The sequence below is a fragment of the Sphingopyxis witflariensis genome (assembly GCF_002205635.1).
GTDB lineage: Bacteria > Pseudomonadota > Alphaproteobacteria > Sphingomonadales > Sphingomonadaceae > Sphingopyxis > Sphingopyxis witflariensis.
In genome coordinates this window covers 14269-29466 of record NZ_NISJ01000019.1, presented here as the reverse complement: position 1 = coordinate 29466, position 15198 = coordinate 14269, and the positions used below count along the sequence as shown (strand labels likewise).

Sequence of the window (15198 nt, the reverse complement as noted above, 5' to 3'; positions counted from 1 at the left end):
ATTTTGGGCAGCAACGGCCAGCACCACGACCTGCGCAAAACCGCTTTCCCCATAGCTCAGTCCATGCTCCCCGCGGTTCGGGCATCGAAGACTTTCTGACGCCTAGCGGCGTCTGAAACTCTCAACGTTTGCTTCCGGTCTGCTTTTGGATCGGAATCAGCGAAAGCAGCCGCAGGGCCCCTCGCCCAGATCGATGACTGAAACAGTCGAAACCGGTCGTCCATTCGGGTGCAGGCGTCCTCCGTATAGGCAAAATATGCATCAACCGTTCTCGGACTCTGCCGCGCGCTCATAGCAGGCGTTGCCACCAACCGACATCGTGCCAAGCATCAAATTTTCGTCCGACCTCACGGTAGTTGCCTACAGGCTCGAAACCCATCGCTTCGTGCAGCCCTAGGCTCGCTTTATTTGGCAGTGCGATGTCGGCAAAAGCAGCGTGATGGCCCAAGCTAGCTGCGGCAGGCAGCAGGCGGGAGTATAAACAACGCGCTACACTGCTCCGTTGTGCGCCGGGCGCCACATAGACCGCGACATCGACAGATGTCCGGTATGCGGCGCGGGCCCTATACTCAGAGGCGTATTCGGAGCGGAAGGGTCGAAAAGGCCCTGCAATCACGCCGGCACAACTTGCGAAATTGCCGATCGCATAAGCATGATGACAACAGCATAGCAGGCGTGCGAACTGCTGTGGTCGGCGTTCGCGCCGGACCATGTTTTTCCGGCTCGTCCGGGCCTCAACACCGGATCGAAGCAGGGATGCCGCGATATTTTATGACGCAAGGAACTGCTAAGCCTCGTCATCGGAGCCGTGACAAATTGCCGCCCTGCCACCGGACCGGCAGGCCTAATCGCTCATGACAATTCCCTCCGCGCCCTCCTTCGCCGCGCCGCAGCATATTCTCGGCGGAATCGCGCTGCGCCTCTTCGCGATGGCGGGGGCGTCGATCATGTTCGTTCTCGTCAAATATGTCGCCGAAGCAGGCATCCATGTCGTCGAAAGCCTGTTCTGGCGACAGGCGCTGGCGCTGCCTTTTGTCTTTGCCTGGGTGGTGACGCACGGCGGCGTTGCTTCGCTGAAGACCCGGCGGATCGGCGCACACACGCGGCGCATGCTGCTCGGACTGGCGGGAATGGGCGCCAATTTCGCCGCCATGATCTTCCTGCCGATGGCCGAAGCGACGACGATCAGCCTGTCGGTGCCGATTTTTGCGACGATCTTTGCCGCGATCCTGCTCGGCGAACAGACCGGGCGGGCGCGGTGGAGCGCCGTGGTGTTCGGCTTTGTCGGGGTGCTGGTGGTGCTCGCCCCCGGCGCCGAAGGAATCGGCGGCTTTTCGGGCGAACATGGCCTCGGCACGCTGGTCGCGCTCGGCGGCGCGATCATGACCGGCCTGATCACGATCCAGGTCCGCGACCTCGGGCGCACCGAGAGTGCGACGACGATCGTCTTCTGGTTCAGCCTGTTGTCATTGGTGCCGCTGGGCATCGCAATGCCCTTTGTGTTTCAGTCCCACAGCGTAAGCGAATGGCTGATGCTGCTCGGGCTGGGTTTTTCGGGCGCGGTGGTGCAATTGGCGCTAACTGGCGCACTGCGCCTCGCCCCCGTCGCGGTCGTCATTCCGATGGATTATTCGAGTTTGCTCTGGTCGATCGTCTGCGGCTGGTGGTTTTTCGGAACCTTGCCCGCGGAAACAACCTGGCTGGGGGCTCCGATCATCGTCGCAAGCGGGCTGTTCATTGCATGGCGCGAGCATCGCCGCGCGATCGATCGGGCCAAGGAGGTCGTCCTCTAGCCTCCGGACCGCACGCTCCCGCAAGGGCAAGGCGATCGACGAAATGGGCTGCATCAGCCTTTTTTTCCCTGCCTGTCGTGCGGTCGTTGCGCGCCATTTTCGCCTGCCCGACGCAGCCCTTAGGGACAATAGGGACAATTGCGTATTCAGCAGCCCGGTCCGTTCTGTTAACCCGTAAATGCCGCTGCGGTTTCGGCCAGGGCGGCAAAAGGGCCGGGAGCGATGGAGACATCGCTTCCGGTTCCGCGTCAAAACCCATCGAATACCGGGCCGGCCATCGCAGGCGCTTGGTTACCATCACGCCTCCACTCCCGAAGCGGGCTTGCCGGCATTTCTTCGCACTCCGGCCATATCCCGTCAGGTCGGGCCCGGACGTGCAACTGGAGCGCTTCCATGCAACCCAATGCGATACGATCAGCCGGCCTCCGCCGGGCGGTCCTCACCGCCGTCCTGGCCGTCACCCTTCTCTCTCCCCTCCCGGCCCTGACACAGGGTCTGGAAGGGCATTTCGGCGACTGGATATTGATGGCCGACGACCGGATGTCGCTTGCCCTCACGACAGACGGAGGAGCGGCGGCCTTCGGCCTTTTGTGCGGCCCCGACTGCTTTATCTACATCGAGAGCGCCGAGCCGTGCAGCGAAGGCCAAAACTATCCCGCGCGTATCGAAGCTGGCAGCGAAGCCTATGAACTGACAATGACCTGCAAGCGGTCTGATGGAGGCGCCTTGCTGACCATGCCGCACGATGCGCCTTTCATGCGCTTGGTCGACGGGCAAGACAGCGTGCGCTTCACCATTACCCACGAAGACGGCAAGCCAAGCCAGTTTCGCTTCCCGCTTGCCGGAAGCGCGAAAGCGATCGGACTGGCGCTTGCTGCGCGCGCCTATATCATAGCATTGGACTCGCCCGGACTGTCGCGCGATGCTCCGCCACCTGATGGCTAGGACCGGCCATGAATTGCCGACCGGAAGGGATATCAGTGACGACCGACAGAAACATCGAGCGCTACAGTCTCGCATCGATCATGCTTCACTGGTTCACGGCCCTCATCATCATTGCCGTTTATGCCGCCATCGAATTGCGCGAATTCTGGCCGAAAGGCACCGCGACGCGCGAAGCGTTCAAGACCTGGCATTTCATGCTGGGACTGTCGGTCTTCGGGCTTGTCTGGCTCCGGATAGCGGCGCGGATCATCTGGCCCGCACCCGCGCCCCTGAAGGGACCGGCCTGGCGGAAGCGGGCGGGGGCCGCGACGCATTTTTGTCTCTATGTCCTGATGATCGCCATGCCCCTCGCCGGCTGGCTTATCCTCAGCGCAGAAGGCAAGCCGATCCCCTATTTCGGCTTCGAACTGCCACCGCTCACATCTGCAAACGACCTGTTGGCCGAAAGAGTTGAAAGTCTCCATGAACTGGGAGGGACAATCGGATATTGGCTGATCGGCCTTCACGCAGCGGCATCGCTGTTCCACCACTATGTCCTCAGGGACGATTTGCTCTTTCGGATGCGACCGACCCGGACCTGATTACCGGTGCTTCAGCGCCGAACGCGACCGCCCAAACCTGGCGACATGGATATATTGGCTCCGATTCCGGCCTGCCGGGCGGCCGAAGCCCCGAGGGCGGAAGACTGCGGCCGGGCACGCGGCGGGGCAGGCAATGGTCCCAAGTCGATTTGGGGGTCCCGATGGGGAGGCGGCAACGAGCTCCGGCGCCGGTACGCGCACATTGCCGTCAATGGACAAGCAAGAGCGGCGCCGGCGCGGATTCGAGGAGATAGCGCGTCACCCCGCCGAACAGCGTCTCGCGCAGGCGCGGGCGCCCATAAGCGCCCATCACGATAAGGCCGGGCGCAAGCTCCTTCGCGCTTCGCTCGAGAATCTCCTCGGGCGTGAGCGCTCCCCGATCGAGGCGACGAAACTCGCCATGAATGCCGTGCCGCGACAGATAGCAAAGCGCGTCCCCGGCGGGTATCTTTCCCTCGTCCGGGCCGACCTGAACCATCACCACGCTGCGAGCGCCTCCGATCAGCGGCGTCGCGGCGCGCAGGGCGTGCGCGGCCTGCGGACTTCCGTTCCACAGGATCATCACCGCTTCGTCGAGGTCGAGAGGCTTGCCTTCGGCCGGCAGGGCCAGGACAGGCACCGGAACGGTCATCGCGAGATCGCCCGCCAGCGTCGGCTGCGCGAGGCCGCGCCGGTCGCGAGGCCCGAGCGAGACGATCGCGAGATCGGTCAGCGTCGCGGCAAGCGACAACGACGCGAGCGTATCGCCCTCGGCGATCGCAATATCCCAGGGGACATCCTCACGCGAAAGCTGCGCCGCGAGCGCGGTCTCGAGTTCGGCGTCGGCAAGCTGGGCCTCGGCGAGCGCCTCGCGCGCCAGATATATGCCACCGAAGGGGTCCGAGGCGATGAACTGCCGGAAGGGCGAGCAAATCAGGAAGGCGAGATGCGCGCCGAGGCGCCGCCCGATCGCAAGCGCGCTCTCGGTTCGCGCGGCCATGGCCGGACTCGTGTCGGCATGGATCAACAGGTTTCGCATGTCTTGCTCTCCTTCAAGGTGGAGAGGGAAGCCCTTATGCGCGCCGCTTTCATTGACCCTGATCAATAAAGCCGCGCTTTCAGGCTGAGCGGCAGCGCGTCGCAAAAGAGGTCGCTCCGTATAATTACGAAATGCGCCGACCGCGCGGGGTGTTAGCCTGCCGTCGCAAAGGAGCAGGCAATGCCGAGACCCAGTCCGTTGCCCCCATTTCGCGCGCACCCGCGCCGGACCCCCGTGAATCGCGCACCGGCGGACCCGCGGCGCGATCAAAGCCGCGTCGCGGGCACGCTCACCCTCCGCACTTCGCCGCTCCGCCGGTCCGACCCAAATCAAGGAGACAGAAGATGACGCTCACGAACGCACCCGACTCCACGCTGAGCGAGGCAACCGAGACCTGCCTGCAGACCCGCAGCGGCGTCGACCTGCGCCTCCGGCCGGTCGCCGACAGTGACGCTGACATCGTCAATCAATTCTTTGACGGCCTGACGGCGGACGACATGCAGTTCCGCTTTCTCAGCGGCCAGTCGCATCTGTCGAGCGCCCAGCTCGCGGCGATGATCGGAGTCGATCACCGGCACCGCGAGCATCTGCTGGCGTTCGATGCGGCGACCTCGGAGCTCATCGCGAGCCTGCTGATCGCCGCAGATGAAGCCTTTGTGACCGCCGAGGTCGCGATTTCGGTCGCGCCCGCGTATAAGACGCGCGGCGTCGGCTGGACCCTCCTCAACCATGCCGTCGATCTCGCCCGTGTCCGCGGCCTCAAGACGCTGCGGTCGATCGAAAGCCGCGCCAATCGGGGCGCGATGGAGGTCGAACGGACGCTGGGGTTCAAGGCGAGCGACTATGATGGCGACGCCACGCTGGCACTGCTCGAACTCGAGCTTCGCTGACCTGGGCCATCGGGTCGGCGCCCCGACAGGCAGCCGGCTGGAGACGCACCCAATGGACCAAGGTTTTCATGCCATGCAGCTCGACGCGCCGGGGGCACCGCTGCGCCGCGTCGAGCAGGCGATGCCGACACCGGGAGACGGCGAGATCCGGATCGCGGTCACCGCGTGCGGCGTGTGCCGGACCGATCTCCATATTGCCGATGGCGACATCAGCGGCCGGCTTCCGATCATCCCGGGCCATGAGATCGTCGGCCGCGTCGATGCGCTCGGCGGGGGTGTCACCCGGTTCGGGCTTGGTGACCGGGTCGGCGTGCCATGGCTCGGACGGAGCTGCGGCGCCTGCCCGTATTGCGCTACGGGCCATGAAAATCTCTGCGACGCGCCCGAGTTCACCGGCTTCACGCGCGACGGCGGCTTCGCGTCGCACGTCGTCGCCGATGCGCGCTTCTGTCTCGCAATCCCTGCCGCCTTCGACGATGTTCATGCGGCGCCTTTGCTCTGCGCCGGACTGATCGGCTACCGCGCCTATTGCATGGCGGACCCCGCGAAGACGCTTGGCCTCTATGGCTTCGGCGCTGCTGCGCATATTCTCGCGCAGATCGCGATCGCCGACGGCACAGACGTCTATGCCTTCACGCGCGAGAGCGACACGGCAGGCCAGGATTTCGCGCGGCGCCTCGGGTGCATCTGGGCGGGCGCGTCGAACGAGGCCCCCCCGCCGCGCTCGATGCCGCGATTCTCTTTGCGCCGGTCGGCGCGCTGGTGCCCGAAGCCTTGCGCCGGGTGCGGAAGGGCGGACGCGTGATTTGCGCGGGCATCCATATGAGCGACATTCCCGCCTTTCCCTATGCCGATCTCTGGGAAGAAAGATCGATCCACTCGGTCGCCAATCTAACCCGTGCCGATGGCGCAGCGTTCCTCGAAGCCGCTGCGCGCTGCGGCGTGCGGACGCATGTCACCGCGCTGCCGCTCGCCGACGCGAACCGCGCGCTCGACCGGTTGCGCGCCGGCGAGGTTGAAGGCGCGCTCGTCCTCGTCCCCGAAGGAGCGGCTAGGGGGAATCCCTAATGGCGCGCCGCAGCCAACGGCGCGAAAGATGCGAAGGCCAGACCGGCCTGTCAGGAGAGATTGCCATGGATCGTTTCGAGCGAGACTCCGCCAGCGCGGCGCGCCCTCCGGAGTTTCCCGATTGTGACCCGTCGGCACAGCCCGACAAGGCCTATCCCGAGGCGCCAGCGCCAAACCCCGATCGCCAGCCGCTGCGCACGTCGCCCGAGGCGCCGGTGCTCCCCGACAGCCACCCCGAAGCCACGCCGCGCGAATATCCCGAATAGCCGCGCCCACCGGACAATGCTCTAAGGGCTTGCGGACGGCGTGCCGTTGCGCGTGAGCCGGGTCACGGCGTCGACGAGCATATGCTCGCGCAGCGGCTTTTCGAGAACAAGCGCGAAGCCCGCCTCCCCCGCCCGCGCGCTCAGCTCCTCCGACGCATAAGCCGATATCAGAATGGCGGGTCCTTCCCACCCCTGCGCGCGCAGCGAGCCGAGCATCGCAATCCCGTCACGGCCCTCGAGCCGGTAATCGACGATCAGGCAGTCGGGCGCAGCGCGTGCCGCTTCGGCGAGCGCAGGATCCGCCTCGGGCCAGGCCTTGGCGGCAAATCCGCGTCCCTGCAAAAGCAGGAGAAGCGAGCGGCGCACCGCCGGATCATCCTCGACGATCAGCACGGAGGGTGGAGACTGCGCCCACCCCTCTCTCGCGATCAGCATGTCCATAACCCCTGTTATCGCTTCAACGGCGCGGCAAGGTTCAAACCATTGCCGCCCACAGAAACCCGCAACGGACGCTTCGGGATCGCCCCCTCGCAGAGACGAACCCGAAGCCGAATAGCCGGGAAAAAGAGCATCGATCAGTGGCTCATCAACAGCGCACGTTTGCTCTTCGAAAGCAGATTCCTGGTCGTTCCGCCGAAGGTTTCGCGGAGTCGGCCGCGACCATAGGCACCCATCACGATATAATCCGCGCGGGACATCTTGGCCTCCTCGGAGATCAGATAGTCAGCGTGGAACTTGCCGATATCGGTCGTGCGGATGCTCGCCTTGATTCCGTAGCGCGACAAATAGAGCGCGGCTTCCTCGGGGGCGATATTATTATCAGGTCCCTGCGCCGTGAAAATTTCGACCTTTTTCGCAAGGGCAAGCAGCGGCACCGCGGCGCGAAGCGCAGCCGCTGCCGAGGGACGGCCATCCCAAGCGACGAGCGCGCGCTCGAGCTCGAAGCGTTCGAGCGCCTCGGGCACCGCAAGCACCGGCGCGCTCGCGCGCGCCACGACCCGGCTGGCGATGTCACGCATGTCGGGCATCGGGAAGCCGTCGAGCGCGCGATTGAGGATGATGAGGTCGGCGAGGTCGGCGGCATCGAGCACCGCGCTTGCGATCTCGTCCATCGCGTCGATCCAGCTCCAGCTGACATCCTCGCGCGACAGCCGGTCGCTGATCACCGACTTGTTCTTCGCTTCGCTTTCGCGCTCGTCGAGGACGACGACGGTTTCGGCGAAGCCGAGCCCGTCGCCCGCGATGACCGGATAGGGGGTGACGTCGATGCAGGTCAAATGGCCATCGACAGCGCGAGTTATGTCGAGCGCCGCCTGCAGGCGCGCTTCCTGACCATGGTCGTCATGTACGAGCAACAGGATATTCTTCATGAGCCGTCTCCTTCGTGTTTCAGCAGAAACTACGGACCGCTGGCGGCCGCCGATATGCGCAATGATACGGATAGAAAGGCGGCCGCCCGGATGGTCCGGACGGCCGCAGGCGGGGTCGCCTCTTCCCGGCGCACCGGATTAATTGTCGATCGCGAGATGATCCTCGACACCGGTCACGCCGGGCGCCGACCAGGCTGCGAGCTCGGCGATCCGCCGCTCGCCCCAAGCTTTGACCTTGCCGCGAAGCTGCACGGTGCTGCCATCGGTCGTGACCGATACGCCGCCGGCATCAAGCCCCGCCTGCCGCTTGAATGCCGCCATGATCCGCGCTTCGACGTCGGCGGGGGTTGGCAGCGGACCGACCTTGATGCTGTTCGAGACCCCCGTGACTCCGCTTATCTGGCCAGCGGCGCGCGCGACTTCCCTGGAGATGAAGTGCCAGTCGACCGTTCCGGTCAGCGTGACCCAGCCATGCTCGACTTTCACCTTGATCTGGCCGTCGGGGACCGCGACCGTCCAGCCGATCATGTCGACGATCCGCTTGGCAATTTCATGATCGGCGGTCTTGGGGTCGGAAACGAGGCGCACCTTGAGCTCTTCGGCCAGTGCCCGTACGCCAGCCACCCGGCGCACCGCGCGTTCGGCAGCGACCTTCTGCGGGAAATTCTTCACATATCCCGCGAGGGTCACAATGCCGTCATGGACCGCGACACCAATGTCGGTGTGATCGACACTCGGGTCCCATTCAAGCTCTGCGATCACATCTTCCTGCAGCTGGTCGTCCTCTTTCCTGAGCATGAGATAATTCCTTTGGCATGCTGCTCTCCGCCTGGCGGAGAAGTGGAGGCCCGATGAGTCCCGCCCAAATGTGCCAAAAGGCCCGCCGCCGCCTTATCCGCAACTTCCCGTAAGGAAGATCACGTTTGGGAGCTTCCCCGATTCAGCCGTCGCCCGCGTCCCGCTAGATGCGAAATCGCGCCCCCCCGGGGCGCGTCCCGACGGCGATGCTTTTGCCTTGGCGCGGCCCGCCACCGCGACAGATTCCGCTTTCGATAAGGAGCCGCATGATGAATGATCTTACCCCGACCCGCAGCACCGGCAACCCGCCCGCCCCGGCCGAGCTTGGCGCGATGAACTGGCTGCGCGGCGAACTCGACCGCATGTTCGAGGAATTCGCAGTGCCCGGCCGCAGCCTGCTGAGCTATGTCCCGCGGCTCGTGAGCCCGGTCCCGGCGGTCGAACTTGTCGACACGGGATCGGCCTACAAGCTGACCGCCGAGCTCGCTGGCCTTACCGAAAAGGACATCCGGCTCGAGGTCGCCGACGGCGTCCTCCTGCTCGCGAGCGAGAAAGAGGAGTTGTCCGAACGGCGCGAGGACGGGCATCTGATCAGCGAGCGGCGCCACGGCAGCTTCCGGCGCCGGATTGTCCTCCCCGCCGACGCCGACGCCGACAAGATCGAAGCGAAGTTCAAGCATGGGCTGCTCAGTGTCGAGATCGCGAAGACCGAAAAGGGGCACGATCATGCCCGCAAGATCAAGATCGGAAGCTAGACACGTGCGCCGGGGCCTCGCCTGCGGCGTGGTTCCGGCCGCCCCCCTTACCGGAGCAGAGCAATGTCCTTAACCCTTCACACGGCCTCGCGCAGCGAGGCATTGCTGCGGCTCCAGCTCGGATTGACGATCCTTTCGCTGGTGATGGGCGCAACGCTGATACTGTCGCTTTAGCCGCCTGGCCGATAGCATCGCGCCTTAGCGCTTTGGCGCGGCACTCTCGTCGCCGCCGAGAATCTCGACCGGCGCCGGGCTCGCGGTGCGAAGGGAGTCCGGCGTCACGATAACGCTGGTCCCGGCGGTCATAAGCGGCGCAAGCAGCGCGCGCAGATCGGCTGCGATATCGACGCGTCCGACAAAGGGCGTTGGCACCTTGGCGGCAATTGCACCCGGGATGGCGATCTCGAGCCAGGCTGCCGCGCCCGATACGCCCGACTGGCGGACGAATGCCGAGGTGCCAGTGACTGGACCTTCGATGCGCGCAGGCGCCGATCCGATCATGATCCCGTTGCGTAGCACCAGCAGCCGCTGGTCGGCAGCGCTGACAATGATCGACACCGGGCCGCTTGGTGCCCGGTCCGGCTCCCAGAGCACCGCGCCCTCCGCCAGCGCCGGCCCGATCCGGAGCAGGGGATCGCCGGGAGCCGCGCGCGGCACGGCAGCAGCCTCGGTGACGATGACCGTCATCCCGAGCCGCGTCACGCCATAGAGGAGGCGGGCAAAAGCCTGCGGCAGCCGGATGCAGCCATGCGACGCCGGATAGCCCGGCAAGCGTCCGCCATGCAGCGCAACGCCGCCCCAGGTCAGCCGCTGCATATAGGGCATGGGCGCATCGTCGTAGAGGTTCGAGCGATGATCGATGTCGCGCTGGAGGATCGTGAAAACGCCGGTCGGGGTTTCATGGCCCGCCTTGCCCGTCGAGACGGTGGTGATCGCGATCGGCACGCCGTTGCGATAGAGGGTACCGCGCTGGGTCGCGAGGCTCACGATCATGAGCAACGGCCCTTGGGGCGCGATGTCGGGCGCCCAGAAATATTCGCCGGGCTTGAGCCCTTCGGCCGCCTCGAGCACGCCACCCGGCGGATTGGCGGGTACGGCCGATGCGGCATGCGGCACCAGAACCACGACACCGAGAAGGATCATCAGTCGTCGGACCGTCTTTCCAGGCACCCGCATCGCCTCAGCCCGCCATCGCTGCGACACGGGCCCGGTCATTGATCCGCACCGCGCGTCGCGAGGGAAGGTCGACGAGACCGTCGCTGCGCATGCGCGTGAGCTGCCGGCAGGTCGTTTCGATGGTGAGCCCCAATATGTCGGCGATTTGCTGGCGGCCAAAGGGCAGCTCGAAGCCGCCGGACCCACCGCCGGGGTCGCCAGGAAGCCGTTCTTCCATATCGAGAAGAAAGGAGGCGACCTTCTCGGACGCCGATTTGCGGCCGAGCAGCATCATCCAGTGCCGCGCCCGATCGAGCTCGTCGAGGGTGCGGTGCAGCAGCTTTTGCTGCAAATGCGGATGACGGCCCGCAAAGTCGTCGAACTGTTGGCGATTGAAGATGCAGACCTCGGCGTCGGTCATCGCGGTCACCCGGTAAGGGCTTTGCTTGGCGAACGGGCGGCCGATGAAATCGGAAGGGAAAACCAGGCCAACGATCTGTTCGCGGCCATCGGCGGTGGCGACGACGAGCTTGAGAACGCCCGACAGGACATTCGCGACTGTCGGCGCTTCGTCGCCTTCCCAGAGGAGGGTGTGACCCGCCTTCACGCGCTGCCGCCGCCCCATTCGGCCAAGTTCCGCAGCTTCGTCGACGGCAAGGCTGGCGCAGATGGCGCGGCAACGCACAGCGCAGGAGGCGCAATCGCTCATCGCCGCCCTCCCGCGAGCGATGCGCGCGCGGTGCTCCGGGCCGGTACCGGGCGGTTGCCGCCATAGCGGCGGGATGGATGTGGCTGCCCCCTCATGCGGTCGAGATAGCGGACCGCCGCGCAGAGGTGATTACGCAACTGTACGTATGTCGCTCGCGCGGCGCGTTGCCGGGCAGCGTCAGCGGCCCGACCGGCGCCGGGCGTAAGGGCTATTGCGTAACGACAGGCGGCGCGTCCTGGCGCAATCCGGCGAGACAAATCCGCTACGAAAGGACTGAAGATGAGCGAAGCCGGCCACGACCTTCACACCCTGTTTCCCGATCATGGGCCGACGCTCCATGCGCTCAAGCTCGATAACGCCCATTTCCGCAAGCTCGCCGAAGATCATCATGACCTTTCGAGCCAGATCCAGCGCGTCGAGGCCTGCCTTGCCGCGGTGTCCGACGACGAGTTGGAGACGCTGAAGAAGAAGCGCCTGTTCATCCTCGACGAGATCGCCGCCCTCATCGCACACGGGGAGGCGGCGTGATGCACAATCTGACCGAGATTCGCGCCGAACTCTTCGCACGGCTCGATCGGCTGGCAGCGCTGGTCGAGCGGGTGGAAAGCGAGCAGCGCGCACCGCTCGACGATGATTCGGCCGAGCAGGCTGTCGAACGTGAGGATGACGAAGCGCTCGACGCGCAGCAGCGCGCCGCGGATGCGGAGATGAAAGCGATCCGGCACGCGATCGCGCGGCTCGATGCCGGTCATTACGGCCTCTGCACCTCGTGCGGCACCCCGATCGATGCCGCCCGCCTCGAGGCCTTGCCGACCGCGACGCATTGCATCGCATGCGAACGCGAGCGCGGCGGCTGAGCCGCGGCGCCGGGCGAGCGACATGACCAACGCAATTTCAGGCGCTGGACTCGAAGGGCTCGCCGGACTTGGTCTCGCGCTCCTCCTCGGGCTGCTCGTCGGCGTCCAGCGGGGCTGGAGCCTGCGCAACGAGGCGGCGGGCAGCCGCTTCGCCGGCGTGCGGACCTTTGCCCTGTTCGGCCTCGCGGGCGGCATGGCGGCGGTCACCACGGCCCCCGCGATTGCCGCGACCATCTCCGGCGCAGCAGCGATCCTCATCCTCATCGGCTATGCGAAGAGCGCGCGTGCGCCCGACCAGCTCAGCGGGACAACGAGCCTCGCTGCGCTCATCACGCTCGGCTGCGGTTATCTCGCCGCGAGTGGCCAACCCGAGATGGCCGCGGTGATTGCTGTTGCCATGACGATGGCGCTCGCACTCCGCGGCGAGCTGCATCGCTGGGTCGCGGGACTCAGCGATGTCGAGGTCGGGGCGATCGTCCGCTTTGCGCTGATCGCACTCGCCATCCTGCCCTTGCTGCCCGACCAGCGCTTCGGTCCCTATGACGCGTGGAATCCGCGCCAGCTCTGGATGGTCGTGGTCTTCGTCTCGGGCTTCTCCTTTCTCGGCTATATTGCCGCCAAGCGCTTCGGTGCCTCGCGTGGCACCCTTGTCATGGCCGCAACCGGCGCCATGGTCTCCTCGACCGCGGTCACCGCGGCGCTCGCGATGCGGGTGCGCGACGGCGAGGAAAGCGAGGCGATGGCGATCGCCGGGATCGGCGCGGCGTCGGCGGTGATGCTCATCCGCGCCGCGATCCTGACCGCAGCGCTGGCGCCGGCAGCCATGCCCGGTTTCGCCTTTATCGCCGCGCCCGCGGCGCTGGTGAGTGGCGGCGCCATTTTCTTTGCGTTGCGCAGCCGCCGCGATGTCGGTGCCAGCGACCGCCCCGTCGAACTCAAGAACCCGTTCCGCCTCGCGCCGGCTATCGGCCTGATGCTGCTCGTCATGCTGCTGACGGTGGCCGCCCGCTGGACGATGGCGCTGGTCGGCGAGCGCGGCCTCGCGCTCGTCATCGCACTTTCGGGACTGGCCGACGTCGACTCGGCGATCATCGCCGTCGGCTCGCTTCCGCAGGGCCTGCTCAAGGGTCAGCTCGCGACCACCGTGATCGTCGCGCCGGTCCTCGCCAACACCTTGTTCAAGGGCGCGACCGCTGTGGCGATCGCCGGCTGGCGGAAAGGGTGGAAGCTTGCGCTGCCGCTCGTCCTCAGCGTCGCGGCGAGCCTCACGCTTGTCCCGATCCTTCTCTTCTGAAGCCCGAATACCGATCATGGCCCTCGCGGGCGCGAAAGTCCGAAAAAGAAAGGGCATCCATGCCGATCACCCGTGACGAGGACGCAAGGGCCCCCGCCGCATTGGCGGAGGCCAGGCCGAGCCCGAGAGAATTTCTTCGTGCGCTCGGCCCGGGGCTGATCGCCGGCGCCGCCGACGACGATCCGAGCGGGATCGGGACGCATAGCCAGATCGGTGCGGCCTTCGGCTATCGCCTGTCCTGGACCTTCGTGCTCAGCTTCCCGTTGATGGTCGCGATCCAGGGCATCGCCGCCGAGATCGGGCGGGTCACGGGGGCGGGAATCGCCCGCAATCTGCGGCGCCATTATCCCCGCCCGCTACTATGGTCGATGGTATCGCTCCTTCTCGTGGCGAACATCATCAACCTCGGAGCCGATCTCGGCGCGATGGGTGCGGCGCTGGCGCTGCTCGCCGGCGGCAATGCCGGGCTCTACACCTTGTTGTTCGGCATTCTCAGCATCGTCCTCGAGGTCGGGCTCAGCTATCCGCGCTATGCCGCGATCCTCAAATGGACGACGCTCACCCTCTTCACCTATGTCGCGGTGCTGTTCGTCGTCCATGTGCCCTGGAGCAAGGCGCTCGGCGCGATGGTGGTCCCGGACATTGAGCTCAACGCCGCCTATGCCACCGCCTTCGTCGCGATCCTCGGCACGACGATCAGCCCCTATCTCTTCTTCTGGCAGGCCGGGCAGGAGATTGAGGAACAGCATCGCCATCATGCGAAGCCACTGTGTCTGACCCCGGCGGCGGCGGGCCCCGAACTGAAGCGCATCCGTATCGACACGCTGACCGGCATGGCGCTCAGTACGCTGATCTCGCTCGCGATCGTCTTCGCGACCGCGGCGACGCTGCATGCCGAGGGCGTCCGCGACATCGCCACCTCGGCGCAGGCGGCCGAAGCGCTGCGTCCCGTCGCGGGGGCGTTCGCCTTCGCAATGTTCGCGCTCGGGATCATCGGCACCGGCCTTCTCGCTGTTCCCGTGCTGGCGGGATCGGCCGCCTATGCGGTCACCGAGATGGCGGGAATGGCGGGCAGCCTCGACGCCAAGCCGCTCTCCGCCCGGCTCTTCTACGGCACCATCGCCGCGACGACGCTCGCTGGAGCCTCGCTCTCTGCGATCGGGATCGACCCGGCGCGCGCGCTTTACTGGGCCGCGGTCGTCAATGGCGTACTGGCCGCGCCGCTCATGGTCGTGATGATGCTGATCGCGCGCAATCCGCGCGCAATGGGGCGCCTCCGGATTTCGCGGCGGCAGCTCTGGTCGGGGTGGGCGGCGACGGCGGTGATGGCAGCGGCCACCCTGCTCTTCTTTTTCTTCCTTGTCGCGGGGAAGGTCTAGGCCCGCGCCCTTGCCTGTTCGGCGATCAGCGCGTCGATCCGGTCGCGCTGTGGCAGGACGATGCCGAGAAGTCCGGCAAGCGTCGCGGCGCCGAGCTTGCGCATCAGGCGCGCGCGATGGATTTCGACGGTGCGGTGGCTGATGCCGAGCTCGTGCCCGATCTGCTTGTTCGTGAGCCCGCGGACCAGCCCGGCCGCGACCTCCATCTCGCGATGCGTCAGCAGATCGACCGGCGGAACCGTGCCGCGCTGGCGCGCCGCAGCGGCCGACGCCGAACGGCGCGTTGATGCCATGGGGTATTCGCCGCGGCCTGTGGTCAT

Annotated in this window: 20 protein-coding genes; 12 read left to right on the top strand and 8 right to left on the bottom strand. The window is 66.0% G+C overall.

What is annotated here, in order from left to right; translation table 11 throughout:
* Positions 1 to 289 precede the first annotated feature (289 nt).
* On the bottom strand, positions 290 to 712 hold the full coding sequence (locus CDQ91_RS20180; protein ID WP_088474501.1) for a GNAT family N-acetyltransferase: 423 nt from the start codon (positions 710 to 712) through the stop codon (positions 290 to 292).
* Between the two features lie 142 nt (positions 713 to 854).
* Between CDQ91_RS20180 and CDQ91_RS20175 the strand changes: the two genes are divergently transcribed.
* The 3 genes from CDQ91_RS20175 to CDQ91_RS20165 all read left to right on the top strand — a co-directional run bounded on the left by CDQ91_RS20175 (position 855) and on the right by CDQ91_RS20165 (position 3319).
* A complete protein-coding gene (locus tag CDQ91_RS20175; RefSeq protein WP_088474500.1) occupies positions 855 to 1793 on the top strand; it encodes a DMT family transporter in 939 nt (312 codons plus the stop codon).
* 393 nt (positions 1794 to 2186) lie between these two features.
* The gene (locus tag CDQ91_RS21125; RefSeq protein WP_158213738.1) at positions 2187 to 2738 is read left to right on the top strand and encodes a hypothetical protein; all 552 of its coding nucleotides are present in this window, start codon (positions 2187 to 2189) and stop codon (positions 2736 to 2738) included.
* A gap of 35 nt (positions 2739 to 2773) precedes the next feature.
* Positions 2774 to 3319, top strand: a complete 546-nt coding sequence (locus tag CDQ91_RS20165; protein ID WP_237246083.1) for a cytochrome b — start codon at positions 2774 to 2776, stop codon at positions 3317 to 3319.
* 208 nt (positions 3320 to 3527) lie between these two features.
* Here CDQ91_RS20165 and CDQ91_RS20160 read toward each other — a convergent pair whose 3' ends face one another.
* Positions 3528 to 4337 (bottom strand): universal stress protein, encoded by an 810-nt coding sequence (locus CDQ91_RS20160; RefSeq protein WP_088474497.1) that lies wholly within the window; start codon positions 4335 to 4337, stop codon positions 3528 to 3530.
* Positions 4338 to 4681: 344 nt separating this feature from the next.
* On the opposite strand from CDQ91_RS20160, the gene CDQ91_RS20155 reads away from it, so the two are divergent.
* The 4 genes from CDQ91_RS20155 to CDQ91_RS20145 all read left to right on the top strand — a co-directional run bounded on the left by CDQ91_RS20155 (position 4682) and on the right by CDQ91_RS20145 (position 6561).
* Complete coding sequence (locus tag CDQ91_RS20155; RefSeq protein WP_158213737.1) at positions 4682 to 5227, top strand: GNAT family N-acetyltransferase; 546 nt, start codon at positions 4682 to 4684, stop codon at positions 5225 to 5227.
* Positions 5228 to 5279: 52 nt separating this feature from the next.
* On the top strand, positions 5280 to 6032 hold the full coding sequence (locus CDQ91_RS20150) for an alcohol dehydrogenase catalytic domain-containing protein (protein WP_419722578.1): 753 nt from the start codon (positions 5280 to 5282) through the stop codon (positions 6030 to 6032).
* 17 nt (positions 6033 to 6049) lie between these two features.
* Positions 6050 to 6295 (top strand): MDR/zinc-dependent alcohol dehydrogenase-like family protein, encoded by a 246-nt coding sequence (locus tag CDQ91_RS22100; RefSeq protein WP_419722577.1) that lies wholly within the window; start codon positions 6050 to 6052, stop codon positions 6293 to 6295.
* A gap of 65 nt (positions 6296 to 6360) precedes the next feature.
* On the top strand, positions 6361 to 6561 hold the full coding sequence (locus CDQ91_RS20145; protein ID WP_144036837.1) for a hypothetical protein: 201 nt from the start codon (positions 6361 to 6363) through the stop codon (positions 6559 to 6561).
* A gap of 21 nt (positions 6562 to 6582) precedes the next feature.
* Here CDQ91_RS20145 and CDQ91_RS20140 read toward each other — a convergent pair whose 3' ends face one another.
* From CDQ91_RS20140 to CDQ91_RS20130, 3 genes are all read right to left on the bottom strand, one after another.
* Positions 6583 to 6996 carry a response regulator gene (locus tag CDQ91_RS20140; protein WP_088474507.1) on the bottom strand — a complete coding sequence of 138 codons (414 nt, stop codon included), beginning with the start codon at positions 6994 to 6996 and terminating at the stop codon, positions 6583 to 6585.
* Positions 6997 to 7136: 140 nt separating this feature from the next.
* Positions 7137 to 7931, bottom strand: coding sequence for a universal stress protein (locus CDQ91_RS20135; protein ID WP_088474494.1), 795 nt, complete (start codon positions 7929 to 7931; stop codon positions 7137 to 7139).
* A gap of 138 nt (positions 7932 to 8069) precedes the next feature.
* Positions 8070 to 8729 carry a BON domain-containing protein gene (locus CDQ91_RS20130; RefSeq protein ID WP_088474493.1) on the bottom strand — a complete coding sequence of 220 codons (660 nt, stop codon included), beginning with the start codon at positions 8727 to 8729 and terminating at the stop codon, positions 8070 to 8072.
* A gap of 266 nt (positions 8730 to 8995) precedes the next feature.
* Here CDQ91_RS20130 and CDQ91_RS20125 point away from each other — a divergent pair, with 266 nt between their 5' ends.
* Positions 8996 to 9484 carry an Hsp20/alpha crystallin family protein gene (locus CDQ91_RS20125; protein WP_237246082.1) on the top strand — a complete coding sequence of 163 codons (489 nt, stop codon included), beginning with the start codon at positions 8996 to 8998 and terminating at the stop codon, positions 9482 to 9484.
* Between the two features lie 198 nt (positions 9485 to 9682).
* Here the strand turns inward: CDQ91_RS20125 and CDQ91_RS20120 are convergent, their stop codons facing one another.
* Positions 9683 to 10627 carry a L,D-transpeptidase gene (locus CDQ91_RS20120; protein WP_201791929.1) on the bottom strand — a complete coding sequence of 315 codons (945 nt, stop codon included), beginning with the start codon at positions 10625 to 10627 and terminating at the stop codon, positions 9683 to 9685.
* Positions 10628 to 10664: 37 nt separating this feature from the next.
* Complete coding sequence (locus tag CDQ91_RS20115; RefSeq protein WP_088474492.1) at positions 10665 to 11348, bottom strand: Crp/Fnr family transcriptional regulator; 684 nt, start codon at positions 11346 to 11348, stop codon at positions 10665 to 10667.
* A gap of 279 nt (positions 11349 to 11627) precedes the next feature.
* Here CDQ91_RS20115 and CDQ91_RS20110 point away from each other — a divergent pair, with 279 nt between their 5' ends.
* From CDQ91_RS20110 to CDQ91_RS20095, 4 genes are read left to right on the top strand one after another with little or no spacing between them, the layout of a single operon-like run.
* The gene (locus CDQ91_RS20110; protein ID WP_088474491.1) at positions 11628 to 11876 is read left to right on the top strand and encodes an HP1242/YdcH family protein; all 249 of its coding nucleotides are present in this window, start codon (positions 11628 to 11630) and stop codon (positions 11874 to 11876) included.
* The gene (locus CDQ91_RS20105; RefSeq protein ID WP_088474490.1) at positions 11876 to 12205 is read left to right on the top strand and encodes a TraR/DksA family transcriptional regulator; all 330 of its coding nucleotides are present in this window, start codon (positions 11876 to 11878) and stop codon (positions 12203 to 12205) included. The genes CDQ91_RS20110 and CDQ91_RS20105 overlap by 1 nt, the downstream gene beginning before the upstream one ends.
* Before the next feature lie 22 nt (positions 12206 to 12227).
* Complete coding sequence (locus CDQ91_RS20100) at positions 12228 to 13499, top strand: MgtC/SapB family protein (RefSeq protein ID WP_088474489.1); 1272 nt, start codon at positions 12228 to 12230, stop codon at positions 13497 to 13499.
* A gap of 59 nt (positions 13500 to 13558) precedes the next feature.
* Positions 13559 to 14878, top strand: coding sequence for an NRAMP family divalent metal transporter (locus CDQ91_RS20095; protein ID WP_088474488.1), 1320 nt, complete (start codon positions 13559 to 13561; stop codon positions 14876 to 14878).
* On the opposite strand, the gene CDQ91_RS20090 is transcribed toward CDQ91_RS20095, so the two are convergent.
* Positions 14875 to 15198 (bottom strand): response regulator transcription factor, encoded by a 324-nt coding sequence (locus tag CDQ91_RS20090; RefSeq protein WP_237246081.1) that lies wholly within the window; start codon positions 15196 to 15198, stop codon positions 14875 to 14877. The two genes, CDQ91_RS20095 and CDQ91_RS20090, sit on opposite strands and share 4 nt — an antisense overlap.